Source organism: Bradyrhizobium sp. CCBAU 11386 (assembly GCF_028128955.1).
Lineage (GTDB): Bacteria > Pseudomonadota > Alphaproteobacteria > Rhizobiales > Xanthobacteraceae > Bradyrhizobium.
On sequence record NZ_LBKA01000014.1, the window covers coordinates 23,659 to 36,043 of the forward strand.

11 protein-coding genes, 1 tRNA gene and 1 pseudogene are annotated in these 12,385 nt (G+C 65.5%); 11 read left to right on the plus strand and 2 right to left on the minus strand.

Annotated elements, in window-relative coordinates; translation table 11 throughout:
- Nucleotides 1-54 precede the first annotated feature (54 nt).
- From XI09_RS03800 to XI09_RS03825, 6 genes and pseudogenes are all read left to right on the plus strand, one after another.
- Nucleotides 55-915: a MaoC family dehydratase gene (locus XI09_RS03800; protein ID WP_271565719.1), complete on the plus strand. Its 861-nt coding sequence runs from the start codon at nucleotides 55-57 to the stop codon at nucleotides 913-915.
- Nucleotides 916-1,066: 151 nt separating this feature from the next.
- Nucleotides 1,067-1,945: an SDR family oxidoreductase gene (locus tag XI09_RS03805; RefSeq protein WP_271565720.1), complete on the plus strand. Its 879-nt coding sequence runs from the start codon at nucleotides 1,067-1,069 to the stop codon at nucleotides 1,943-1,945.
- A gap of 69 nt (nucleotides 1,946-2,014) precedes the next feature.
- On the plus strand, nucleotides 2,015-2,968 hold the full coding sequence (locus XI09_RS03810; RefSeq protein WP_271565721.1) for a dihydrodipicolinate synthase family protein: 954 nt from the start codon (nucleotides 2,015-2,017) through the stop codon (nucleotides 2,966-2,968).
- 4 nt (nucleotides 2,969-2,972) lie between these two features.
- Nucleotides 2,973-3,788, plus strand: coding sequence for an NUDIX hydrolase (locus tag XI09_RS03815; RefSeq protein WP_271565722.1), 816 nt, complete (start codon nucleotides 2,973-2,975; stop codon nucleotides 3,786-3,788).
- 78 nt (nucleotides 3,789-3,866) lie between these two features.
- Nucleotides 3,867-4,772, plus strand: a pseudogene (locus XI09_RS03820) (DMT family transporter); the annotation flags it as partial.
- 135 nt (nucleotides 4,773-4,907) lie between these two features.
- Complete coding sequence (locus XI09_RS03825; protein WP_271565810.1) at nucleotides 4,908-7,595, plus strand: PAS domain S-box protein; 2,688 nt, start codon at nucleotides 4,908-4,910, stop codon at nucleotides 7,593-7,595.
- Here the strand turns inward: XI09_RS03825 and XI09_RS03830 are convergent, their stop codons facing one another.
- Nucleotides 7,596-7,949 carry a GrlR family regulatory protein gene (locus XI09_RS03830; RefSeq protein ID WP_027549252.1) on the minus strand — a complete coding sequence of 118 codons (354 nt, stop codon included), beginning with the start codon at nucleotides 7,947-7,949 and terminating at the stop codon, nucleotides 7,596-7,598.
- 258 nt (nucleotides 7,950-8,207) lie between these two features.
- Between XI09_RS03830 and XI09_RS03835 the strand changes: the two genes are divergently transcribed.
- Nucleotides 8,208-8,705, plus strand: a complete 498-nt coding sequence (locus XI09_RS03835) for a hypothetical protein (protein ID WP_271565723.1) — start codon at nucleotides 8,208-8,210, stop codon at nucleotides 8,703-8,705.
- Nucleotides 8,706-8,762: 57 nt separating this feature from the next.
- Here XI09_RS03835 and XI09_RS03840 read toward each other — a convergent pair whose 3' ends face one another.
- Nucleotides 8,763-9,149, minus strand: a complete 387-nt coding sequence (locus XI09_RS03840) for a VOC family protein (RefSeq protein ID WP_271565724.1) — start codon at nucleotides 9,147-9,149, stop codon at nucleotides 8,763-8,765.
- 181 nt (nucleotides 9,150-9,330) lie between these two features.
- Between XI09_RS03840 and XI09_RS03845 the strand changes: the two genes are divergently transcribed.
- The 4 genes from XI09_RS03845 (at nucleotide 9,331) to XI09_RS03860 (ending at nucleotide 11,973) form a co-directional block, all read left to right on the plus strand.
- Nucleotides 9,331-9,903 carry a hypothetical protein gene (locus tag XI09_RS03845; RefSeq protein WP_271565811.1) on the plus strand — a complete coding sequence of 191 codons (573 nt, stop codon included), beginning with the start codon at nucleotides 9,331-9,333 and terminating at the stop codon, nucleotides 9,901-9,903.
- 162 nt (nucleotides 9,904-10,065) lie between these two features.
- Nucleotides 10,066-10,578: a hypothetical protein gene (locus XI09_RS03850; protein WP_271565725.1), complete on the plus strand. Its 513-nt coding sequence runs from the start codon at nucleotides 10,066-10,068 to the stop codon at nucleotides 10,576-10,578.
- Between the two features lie 152 nt (nucleotides 10,579-10,730).
- Nucleotides 10,731-10,807, plus strand: a tRNA-Arg gene (locus XI09_RS03855).
- Nucleotides 10,808-11,493: 686 nt separating this feature from the next.
- Complete coding sequence (locus tag XI09_RS03860) at nucleotides 11,494-11,973, plus strand: hypothetical protein (RefSeq protein ID WP_271565726.1); 480 nt, start codon at nucleotides 11,494-11,496, stop codon at nucleotides 11,971-11,973.
- Nucleotides 11,974-12,385: the final 412 nt, after the last annotated feature.

Here is a 12,385-nt window from a genome sequence, read left to right on the forward strand (position 1 = left end):
CAAGAGCGCCTCCTCACCATGAGGATGAGAACCACCGGGGAGGAAACAAACAAAATGTCCGCCAGATATGAAGAACTCAAAGGCCTGAAGAACATCGGCCAGAAATACGCCTACAGCGATCGCGAGGTGATGCTCTACGCCTACGGCATCGGGCTCGGCGCCGACCCGATGGACGAGAACGAGCTCGCCTTCGTCAACGAGGGTACGCTGACGCCGCGGCCGCTGAAGGTGGTGCCGACCTTCGCCTCCGTCGCGGCGTGGGGCTCGGGGCCGGGCGAGATGAACCTCAACCGCGTGATGGTGGTCGATGGCGAGCGCGACATCACCTTTCACCAGCCGCTGCCGGTGGCCGCGCACATCACCGCCGACTCCTCGGTGCTCGAGGTCCACGACAAGGGCAAGGACAAGGGCGTGGTGATCAGCCACCAGACCGTGCTGAAGAACGAGAAGGGCGAGAAGCTCGCGACGCTGGTGGCCTCGCGCTTCGCCCGCGGCGACGGCGGTTTTGGCGGCCCGAACCTGACCCAGCCCGATCCGCACAAGATCCCCTCGCGCAGCCCCGACAAGACCATCGACATCACGACGCGTCCTGATCAGGCACTGGTTTATCGCCTGTGCGGCGACCGCAACCCGCTGCATTCCGATCCCGAGTTTGCCAAGAAAGCCGGCTTCCCGCGTCCGATCCTGCACGGCATGTGCACCTACGGCATCACCTGCCGCGGCGTGCTCCAGACCTACGCCGACTACGACGCGAGCGCCTTCCGCCAGCATGTCGCGCGGTTTTCTTCGCCAGTCTATCCCGGCGAGACCGTGACCATGGACCTCTGGAAGGACGGCAACGTGATCTCGTTCGAAGCCAAGGTGAAGTCGCGTGGCGTCACCGTGATCAAGAACGGCAAGACGGTGCTGGGTTGATCGGGCCGCTTGCGCGGTTCTAAGTTATTCGTCATGCCCGGGCTTGTCCCGGGCATCGACGTTCTTTCGTGCGGTTGGCGACCAAGTTCGTGGATGGCCGGGACAAGCCCGGCCATGACGGCGCAAGAAAAACAAACAGGGAGAAGCCACCATGGGACTACTCGAGGGCAAGGTTGCGCTGATCACCGGTGCCGGCGGCGGGCTCGGTGAGGCCTATGCGAAGCTGTTCGCGCGGGAAGGGGCGTCCGTCGTCGTCAACGATCTCGGCGGCCCTCGCGACGGCTCCGGTGCCGACAAGTCGATGGCGCAGCTTGTCGTGGACGCGATCAAGGCGGAGGGCGGCAAGGCGGTCGCCAACGGCGCCGACATCTCCACCATGGAGGGCGGCCAGTCGGTGTTCGACGACGCCATCAAGCATTTCGGCCGCGCCGACATCCTCGTCAACAATGCCGGCATCTTGCGCGACCAGACCTTCGCCAAGGCCAGCGAGGCCGACTGGGACAAGGTCATCAAGGTGCATCTGAAGGGTACCTTTTGTTGCACCATGCCGGTGTTTCGCTGGATGCGGGAAAATGGCGGCGGCGTCATCGTCAACACCTCCTCGACATCAGGGCTGATCGGCAATTTCGGCCAGACCAACTACGGGGCGGCCAAGGGCGGCATCTGGGGCCTGTCCAACGTGCTGGCGATCGAGGGCCGCAAGTACAACATCCGGATCTGGACGCTGGCCCCGGGCGCGTTGACCCGCATGACCGCAGACCTGCCCCGCTATAAGGAGAACCCCTCGGCGGCGCTGGGGCCGGACGGCATCGCGCCGGCCGTGCTATACATGGTCAGCGACTTGTCGGGCGACCAGACCGGCAAGGTGCTGGGCGTGTCCGGGCCCCGCGGCGTGCGCGAAATGCGGATGATGGAAATGGAAGGCTGGAAACCGCCGCACTCGGGCTGGAAGGCCCAGGACATCGCCGATCATGCCAAGGAGATCTTCTTCTCCGAGGAGCAGATCAAGATGGGGGCGCGGCGGTTTTAGGCTGATTTGTCGTTCCGGGGCGATGGAAGGCATCGAACCCGGAATGACGCACAAAAGGATAGAGCACTGATGAAACTGACCGCCGACGCCAAGGGCACCTTCGCAATCGCGCCGACGCCGTTCCACGACGATGGCCGGATCGACGAGCGCTCGATCGACCGCCTGACCGATTTCTACGAGGAGGTCGGCTGCGACGGCGTCACGGTGCTGGGCATCCTCGGCGAGGCGCCGAAGCTCGATGCCGCCGAGGCCGAGCAGGTGGCGGTTCGCTTCGTCAAGCGCGCCAAGAAGATGCAGGTGATCGTCGGCGTCTCCGCGCCGGGATTTGCCACCATGCGCTCGCTGGCGAAGGCCTCGATGGACGCGGGCGCGGCCGGCGTGATGATCGCGCCGCCGCCCTCGCTTCGCACCGACGACCAGATCGTGGGCTATTTCAAGCAGGCGGCGGAAGCCATCGGCCCCGATGTGCCCTGGGTGCTGCAGGACTATCCGCTGACCTTGCAGGTGGTGTTCACGCCGGCCGTGATCCGCAAGATCGTCATGGACAATCCAAATTGCGTGATGCTCAAGCATGAAGACTGGCCGGGGCTCGAAAAGATCTCGACCCTCCGCGGCTTCCAGAAGGACGGCTCGCTCCGCCCGCTCTCGATCCTCTGCGGCAATGGCGGCACGTTCCTCGATTTCGAGATGGAGCGCGGCGCCGACGGTGCCATGACCGGCTACGCGTTCCCCGAGTTGTTGATCGACGTCGTGAACCTCTCCAAGGCCGGCAAGCGCGATGCCGCGCATGATCTGTTCGACGCGCATCTGCCGCTGATCCGTTACGAGCAGCAGCCGGGCGCCGGCCTTGCGGTGCGCAAATACGTGCTCCAGAAGCGCGGCATCATCGCCTCCAGCGCGCAGCGCAAGCCTGGCGCGACGATCACGGCGACGGCGAAGGCCGAGGTCGAGTATCTGCTGTCGCGCGTTGCCCGCGTCGACAAGCGGGCCAATCTCGGCCCGCAATCCAGCGCCGCAGGCTAGTTGAATGGCCGAGACATCAGCATCACGCCCGGCGTCGACGATCCTTTTGCTGCGCGATGGCGCGAAGGTCGACGGCAAGAGCCGCGACGAAGTCGAGGTCTTCATGATGGTCCGCCATCATCAGATCGAGTTCAACTCGGGCGCGCTGGTGTTTCCCGGCGGCAGCGTCGATGCCGGCGACAACGAGATCGTCGCCCGCGCCGACCTCTATTCTGGTGGCGAAGGCTTAAGCGAAGCGGAGCGCGGTTTTCGTATCGCCGCGATCCGCGAGACCTTTGAAGAGAGCGGCATCCTGCTGGCGCGCGCGAAGGACTCGGGCACGCCGATCGATGCCAAGCGTGCGGGCGAGATCGCCGACAAGCATCGCGTCGCGCTCAACGAGCACAAGATCAGCTTCCTCAGCATCCTCACCGACAACGGCCTCCAGCTCGCGCTCGACACGCTCGTGCCCTACGCACACTGGATCACGCCGGAGGGCATGCCGAAGCGGTTCGACACCTGGTTCTTCCTGGCCGCGGCGCCCCCGGACCAGCTCGGCGCGCATGACGGCCGCGAGTCGACCGACTCGATCTGGGTCTCGCCGCGCGAGGCGGTCGAGGGCGGCGAGAGCGGCCGCTTCAAGCTGCCGTTCCCGACCACGCGCAATCTGATCCGGCTTGCCAAGCAAAGCAGCGTTGATGCCGCGCTGGAGCACGCCCGCGGCATGTCCATCGTCACGGTGATGCCTGTCATGACCAAGACCGAGACCGGCCGCCAGCTCCGCATTCCCCGCGAGGCCGGCTATGACGGCGAGGTGTTCGAGGTCGGCGCAGTCGGCTAATACACCTCGACACACAGCGAAGTATTGGCGCTTGCGGACGCGCTAGGTTCCGTCCATCGCGAATGGACGGGACGCAGAATGGACAACCGGCAGGACACCAATATCGCCGTCGAGCTGGCGCTGCTGGTCGCGCTCGCAACGCTGTGGGGCGGCTCCTACACCTTCATCAAGCTCGGCGTCGCCACCATCCCGCCGATCACGCTGATCGCGGCGCGCACCGCGATTGCGGGATTGCTGCTGCTGGTCGTCATGTGGGCGCGCGGCATCAAGATGCCGACGGATGCCGCGACCTGGCAGCGCTTCGCGTTCCAGGCCGTGCTCAACAGCGTCATCCCCTGGACGCTGATCGCCTGGGGCGAGCGCCATGTCGACGCCGCGCTCGCCACCATTCTCAACTCGGCAGGGCCGATCTTCACCTTCCTGCTCACGGCGGTCGTGACCCGCCACGAGGTGACAACACCGAGAAAGCTGTTCGGCGTCGTGGCAGGGATGGCCGGCATCCTGCTGATCGTCGGCGTCGATGCCGTCCACGACATCGGCAGCGGCCTCGTCGCGGAGGCCGCCATTGTTGCTGCCACCATCTGCTACGCCTGCGCTGCGATCTTCGGCCGCAGCTTTAGGGGCCTCGACCCGATGGCGCCCGCCGCCGGCTCGCTGCTTGCGGGCGCGGCGGCGCTGATCCCGGCCGCGCTGATCGTCGAGCAGCCCTGGACGCTATCGCCGTCGCTGAGTTCCGTGCTGGCGCTGCTCGCGCTCGCGGTGTTCTCGACCGCCGCGGCGTTCGCGATCTATTTCCGCCTGATCCAGACCCTGGGCTCGGTCGGGACCACTGCGCAGGCCTATCTGCGCGTGCCGATCGGGGTCGCCATCAGCGTCGCCTTCCTCGGCGAGACCTTGAGCCGGACCGCCTGGATCGGGCTCGCCTGCGTCGTCCTCGGCGTCGCCGCCATGACCATCCCGGCCCGGCGGCGGACGAGCTCAAAACGTCATAAAGCCGGCGGGGAGGGCGGGCCGAGAACCACGATATTAAGGATATTCCGAGGCGGGAGGCATGTTCCCCCGGGCGTGCAATACGTCGTATATTGGGCTTCCAGTAGCAGCCGGTCCCTCAACGCACCAATGTCCGCCGAATTGACGCCGCCCCCCGAGAAAAAGCGAATCTTCTCGCTGTCCATCGGCCAGCTTACGTTCGGAAGCTTCATCCTGGTGCTGGCGGTGATCATCGTCACCTCGACCGCGAGCGTGATCGCGATCCGGCACATCGACACGACCTTTGCCGAGTTGCAGCGGCTCCAGAGCGTCGGCGACCTCGCCGAGGACATCGACCGCCGCATGAACGAATTGCGCCTTGCGGCGCGCGACTTCGTCACCGACCCCGGCGCCGGCATCCAGTTCAAGCAGGTGGGCGAGGCGGCCGCGACGCTCAGCGACATCCTGAAGAAGACCCGCATCGAGCTCGCGCCCGAGCAGCAGGACATGATCGACGGGGTCACCGAGCGCCTTGCGACCTATCGCAACGGCCTCGAGCGGATCTCCACACTGATCGACCGCCGCGCCCAGCTGCTCGCGGGCCTGCCGCCGCTGCGCGAGCAGTTCGACGCGGCCGTCTCAGGCACTGCGGACCGCGAGCTCGCCTCCCGCCTGTCCGAGGCGCAGAGCCGGATCGCGCTCGGGCTGCTCGCGCGCAATCCCTCCGCGGCCGAGCAGGCCGCGCAGAACATGCGGACAATGGATATCGCCGACGCCAAGCTCAGGACGGCCGTGAATGGTTACGCCGAGGCGATCATGGCGGTCGCCGTCCGGGAGCGGCAGATCGCCGACATCGACCGCGAGGTGCTGGGCACCGAGGGCCGGCTGATCGGCCGCGTCACCGAATTGCTGCGCGAGGTCAGCGCAAGGCGCGGCCATGTGCTGTCGCGCGATTTTGCCCGCACGCTCACGGAGGCGCGGTGGCAGAGCATCGTGCTCGGCAGCATCGGCGTGCTGATCGGCATCCTCGCGGCCGGCTTCGTGGTGCGGCGGACGGTGCGTCCGCTGGCCCAGATCGCAAGGTCGATTCGCGCGCTTGCGGCCGGCCAGAAAGACACCTCGATCCCGTCCGCCGATGTCGACAACGAGATCGGCGACATCGCACGCGCCGCCGAAGTGTTCCGCCGCGCGCTGGAGGAGGCCGATACCGCGCGCGAGGCGGCGGTGCGCGCGCTTACCGAGCAGCGCCTCGCCGAAGAGAGCTACCGCAAGCTGTTCGAGGGCTCGGTCGACGGCATCTACGTGACGACACCGGCCGGCGACCTCCTCAACGCCAATCCGGCGCTGGCGCGGATGATGGGCTATGACAGCCCGCAGCACCTGATCGACAGCATCAACGACATCGCCCACACGATCTACGTCCATCCCGAGGCGCGCGTCGAGTATCAGCGGCTCATGCATCGCGACGGCATGGTGCGTGAGTTCGAGTACCAGGTGCGCCAGCGCAGCGGCGACATCCTCTGGCTCTCTGACAGCGCGACCGGCGTGCGGGATGAGCAGGGCAAGATCATCCGCTACGAGGGCACGCTGCGCGACATCACCGACCAGAAGCGGGCGGAAGACGCCATCGCCGAAGGCCGGCGCCTGCTCCAGCAGGTCATCGATACCGTGCCCGCGGTCATCAACGTCAAGGACCGCGACCTGCGCTATGTGCTGATGAACCGCTACATGGCCGGCATCTTCGGCATCGAGCCCGGCGATGCGCTCGGCCGCACCACCGCGGACCTGATGTCGCGCTACGGCGCAGCCAAGACCGACGAGAACGACAAGCGCGTGCTGAAGCTCCGCAAGGGACTCGGCTTCTACGAGGAGGAGTACAAGGATAGCTCCGGCAACATGCGGCAATGGCTGGTCAACAAGCTGCCGCTGCTCGATGCCGAGGGCGAGATCGAGCGGATCGTCACGGTGGCGCTCGACATCGGCGAGCGCAAGCGCGGCGAGCAGGAGATGCGCAAAGCCAAGGAATCCGCGGAGACTGCGCTGCGCAATCTGCGCGAGACCCAGGCCTCGCTGATCGAGGCGGAGAAGCTCGCCGCGCTCGGACGGCTGGTCGCCGGCGTCGCGCACGAGGTCAACAATCCCGTCGGCATCAGCCTGACGGTCGCCTCCGCGCTGGAGCGCAAGACGGCGATGTTCACGTCCGAGGTCGAGCGCGGCGAGCTCCGGCGCTCCACGCTCAACGACTTCCTCAACACCAGCCGCGACGCATCCTCGCAGCTCGTCTCCAATCTCAACCGCGCCGCCGAGCTGATCCAGTCGTTCAAGCAGGTCGCGGCCGACCGCAACTATTCGGACCAGCGCAGCTTCGATCTCGGCGACCTCACCGAGCAGGTGGTGATGAGCCTGCGGCCGGGCCTGCGCAAACACAATCTGACGCTCAACGTCGATTGCCAGCCCAACCTGACCATGAACAGCTATCCCGGTCCGTACGGGCAGGTGCTGACCAACCTGTTTCTCAATTCGGTGGCGCACGCCTTTCCCGACGGGCGCCCGGGGATCATCGACATCCAGGTGCGCGAGTCCGGCAAGGACAATGTCGAGATCATCTTCTCCGACAACGGCTGCGGCATGTCGCTCGACGTCCGCCGCCGCGCCTTCGATCCGTTCTTCACGACGCGGCGCGACCAGGGCGGCACCGGACTCGGGCTGCACATCGTCTACAGCATCGTCACCAATCGGCTCGGCGGCCGGCTCGATCTCGATTCCGAGCCGGGCGGGGGCACGCGCATCCAGATCATCCTGCCGCGGACGGCGCCGCTCGAGCAGGCTGCGGAATAGCTAATCCACGTCGGCGAGCTTGTGCAGCGTCGCGCCGAAAATCAGGCTGGCCTTGCCGACGAGCGCCGTTCCCGTCATTTCCGCGCGGGTGTCGGTGTAGGTCCCGCTGACACCGATGCCGACCGGCGCCGGTCCGCCGAACAGTGGATTGTCGTCGCCCCGCGGTGAGGTGTGCCGCTGCACCAGCACCTCGCCTTTGAAGGAGTGGTCATCCTTCACCACGTAGCTGCCGGTGTAATAGAGGTAGGCATCGCCGCCAAGGATCTTACCGTCGCGGAAGAGAATCACGCCGCTGCCCTTGCCGACTCGACCATCGAGCAGGTTCACGTGGATCGAATAGAGGCCGTTCTTCATAACGTCCCGCGGGCCGGCCGCCATCGCCCAATGGCGTAACCGGTAGAGCTTTTATGCCAAAGCGCATCCCCTCGCGCAACGCGGCAGTTTGCCGGCCGGCAAGCTGTTCCGTGGCGCGGACCGTAATTGTCCCGGCTTGTCTATGACGCGGTTATGACGGTCTCATCATGAGGCGTGGCCAGTCGTTGCGAATCAGGTTGGCCCGCGAAATGCATAACCATTGTTGCACTGGCCGCGGGGTGCTGGAGCAAGACAAACGTGAGCAACTGGATCGATTCCAGCGGCGATCAGCCGCGTCTGTACAGTGCGCGTCCCACGAACTGCAAAAGCGAACGACGGCGGATCGGTCGCGCGGCACGCTGGCGAAGCGTGACGAGGCTGGCATGCGCCGTGGCCTTGATTGCGCTAGCAGCCCCCTTCGGGCACGCCCGCGACCGCGGCCAGTTCGTCAACACCAATGCGGATTTGAAGGCCTGGTTCGACAGCCTGCGAAGCGGCAAGGGGCCTTGCTGCTCCGATGCCGACGGCTCGGCGCTCTCGGACACCGACTGGGACAGCAAGGACGGGCACTATCGTGTCCGCGTCCCGCGCTATGGCTACGCGCTCGACGGCCAGCAGCAGGAGCTCGTCTGGGTCGACGTGCCGGAGGAGGCCGTGATCTCGGAGCCGAACCGAGTCGGCCGCACCATGGTATGGCCGATCTACGGCTACATGGGCGTCACCATCCGCTGCTTCATGCCCGGCAGCATGACATAGCCGCGCCAGGCGGCACGTCGCCTGGCCTCGCTGATGGCCGATGCGGCGCGCGCCGCGTCAGGTGTATTTCTTGTCGCGCTCGAGCAGCTCGATGGAAATGCCTTCGGGGCCGCGGATGAAGCAGATGCGCACGCCGGGCCGGATCGTCGTCGGCTCGCGCGTGAACGTGACGCCCTTGGCCTTGATCTCGGCGGCGACGGCGTCGATGTCCTTCACCGTGAGTCCGAAATGGTCGAGGCCCTGGTGCGGGTGCGGCGGCGGCGGGCTGACGGTGTTGTCGCCCTCCAGCGGTGCGATGAAGATCCTGGCGCCGCCGAGGTTCACGTCGATCCGTCCCGGCGCGCGCACGATCTCGCCACCGAGGATGTCCCGCAGCCAGGCCGCCGTGGCCTCCGGATCGGGGCTGCGCAGATGGACGTGATCCCAAGTGACGGCGATTGGCATTTCATGTTCTCCCAACAGGTCTTTCGATATTGCGGCGCATGTTAGCGGCCCCGGCCGGTGATCGCCACCGCCGTTGCCGACTCGCTTGAAGCGCGGGAACCTTAGTTCGTCTCCCGGATTAAGGTAAGCAGTGGCCGAGTCCGCCGTTGAACGTGTTGCGGCCACCATCGGTGATACAGCCATGAGCGCAGGGTTTGAGCGGGTCGGGTTGGGACGCTTCGCCGGCATCGGCGAGCGCTGGGCGCGGGTCGTGACGGTTGCAAGTGTCTCATTTGGCCGAAGCCTTCTGTGGCTGCTGGCCGCCATCATCGTCGGTAGCGGAGTCTGGATGCTGCTGCCGCTCTCCAAAGGCAACAGCGCTGAACCGGCGAAGCCGGAGCTGGCATCCGTCGAGACGGCGCCTCCGGGCGATGCGGCAGCTGTGGCCACGCCGGCGTCCGAAGCCCAGGCTCTGGCCGCGGCAGAACTCGACCGTCTCAGGATTTCCTCCCAGACCTGGCGCCGCGGCGGGCTTGGCTCGAAGGCGCTGGTGACGTTCACGCTGCGAAATGACAATGACTATGCCGTAAAGGATGTGGCGATCGTTTGCGCGTTCGCACGGCGCGACGGCAGTCATCTCACCGACCGCAGCCGCGTTCTGGCCGAGACGGTCAGCATGAAGAGCCGCAAGACCTTTGCGCGCATCCCCATCGGCTACGTCAACGTCAATGCCGATCAGGCCAAGTGTTCGCTGGTTGCAGCCCGCCGCGCGTAAAGGGCGGCATTTTCGGGTAGCGGAAAAGTTACCCTTACCGGGCCTTGGCAAAAAAACCTGACGTTGCCATTTGAACCGAACGGCTGGGCCAGGAACCAATTATAGTATCGCCTGTTAAGGCGAAGAGCCCACGCGGGGATTGCGGGGGGCGGAGCGCGGCCCATGCCCATCTTTCGGTATTTCATGTTTGTCGGTGGAGCGTTGCTCACACTGCTGTTTGCGGTGAACTTCGTTCTGCCGGCCTCGCCCGTGACGCAAGCCGTCGCGACCGCCGGCAACGATCAGCCGCTGATCCGGATCCGGTCCGATCGGCACCTGCCCGAGCGTATCGTGCTCGACACCAGCCAGCCGACGATTGCCCCGCCCGCGATGAAGACCGCCGCTGTCGTTGCGCCCCAGCCGCCGGTGCAGGATGCCGCCTCGGCGGCGCTCGCCGAGATGTCGGCCAAGGCGCGGGTGCGCGAGACGTTCGCCCAGTTCACGCCGGGCCAGAAGGCTGATGCCGCCACAGCGAAGAAGATCGACGCCCAGGCCCAGGCCCAGGCCCAGGCTTCTCCAGCCCAGGCTCAGCCCAAGCGCAAGGTTGCGCGGGCGCATCCGGCGCCGCAGCCCGGCCGGCCGATGATGCTGGTGGCCCAGCAGCCGCATTTCGGTCTCTTCAACACGACCTGGTGAGAGCCGGCTCTGATCCGCCTCGCTGGAGGCGGGAAGGGCTTTTTATTGGCCAGCCTCTCTGCTAATTCGAACGCGTCCGAACGCCGCCCGATACGCTGGTTCGCCAGCAACGGTCCGGTACGTTTCGGTCTCGGCCCGATGCCCGGGCCAGGGCGCTCGTAGCTCAGCTGGATAGAGCATCGGATTTCGATTCCGAGGGTCGGAGGTTCGAATCCTTCCGAGCGCGCCAGCAAAATCAATAACTTAACCCCCGTCGCACTCAGTCGATTTTGCGCTTGGGAAACCAGCGGGAAACCTTCTGCTTGTCGGGAGAGCCAGAGGCGCCACGCCCCGGGGGGATGCCTCCGGGGCGAAATTTTTTTGTTTAGAAAACGCGCGCGCCGCTTGCATGCGTCTTGTTCCGGCCGGAGACGGCCGGAGCCGCTCGGGTCTGTGTTAGGCTGCCATGCCCCTTTAATTGACCGCCAGAACCGAGCTGTGAGACCTTCTGCCTAACGGTCCAAACGAACAGCTCGCGCGCGGATACCCTAGACCGGCGCACTTCGCGAGACCGTCCAAACTAAGCACCATCGCCCGCCTGCCGGGCGCCATCACTGACACACCCTCGGGGGCAACCAGCTTGCCGGGGGATGAGGAGTCCTACGCCATGACTACCGCACTACCGTCCGACCAGCCCCTATCGTTCTCAGAACGCCACGCCACCAAGCGCAGTCTAGCGGCCCTATCGGGCGAAGCTGCCTTGACCGTGGAGGAAGTCTGCACGGCGCTCCGACCTGGCTTTACTCCAAGGCTGGCCGTGCCGTGGTCGGTGACGGCTTCAAGCTTGGTGGTTCCCGCCGTTACCGCGCCAGCGTCATCGCTGCCATTCTCGCCGCCTGACATAAATCTGCCGATAGGACCATTACGCGGCAACCAATGTCTGAACTCCCCAAGACACTCGCTACAGATGCGGAGCGCGCCCGAGCGGACGCCTACGCGAACAATTTGCTCAACACACCGGCAACCGTAGAGGTTGATCCTTATGTTCATGGTGGCGCGAAGATCGATTGGTTCAATCGTTCCGAGAGCTACGACGATAGCCGCCCTGGCGGCATGACGGGAAGCACGTATCGACTAACGGGCGGCGGTTCGGCGAGCCTGAACGTTCGCGACGCATTTCTCGTGTCGGCTAACGGTGGCACGTTCATTGCGATCCGTCGCAGCAAGTCGAGACTTCCCATCAAGGGCGTGTTCGCGGAAACGCCAAGCACCGCTCTTGGCCAAGACGGCGCAGCCGCTCGCAAGGCGTGGGACAGAGCAGCCAACAGTGAGTTGGCGACGCGCCTGCCGCAGGAGATACAGAAGCAGCTCTTGGCCGAAGGGCTGCCGTACTCGGCTCCGTCCGATAACGACTAAGCCAACACAACACCGGCGCTGAAGCGAGTCGACACGTTCGCGCCGATTAGCGCGCCGCGTCCGGTGGGAGCGGAATTGAGACGACGCCCTGTCGGGCGTGGCGCGCGTCTGTAATGCCGAACAGCGGCACAATGCAGCATTGCGGGCGATCTGCGGGCGCTTGGGCCCTTGGACGGCTCAGGCCGCGAGGCCGAGCGGTGCGCTGCCGCAGTATTTTCGTTCTAAACGTAGCAAAATTCGATAGCAGAGGTGGGGCCGGCCCCGGACGTGAGCGAGGAATGCGGATTCCGATGATCTCGCCCGGGTGTACCGATTTGATCTCGCCCAGGATTGAACGAACCCGCTACGCGGGAGTGGGGGCAAGCCTGCTGAACTGAGGTGTCCTGTCTGAGAGGATGTTGGTCTTCGCACC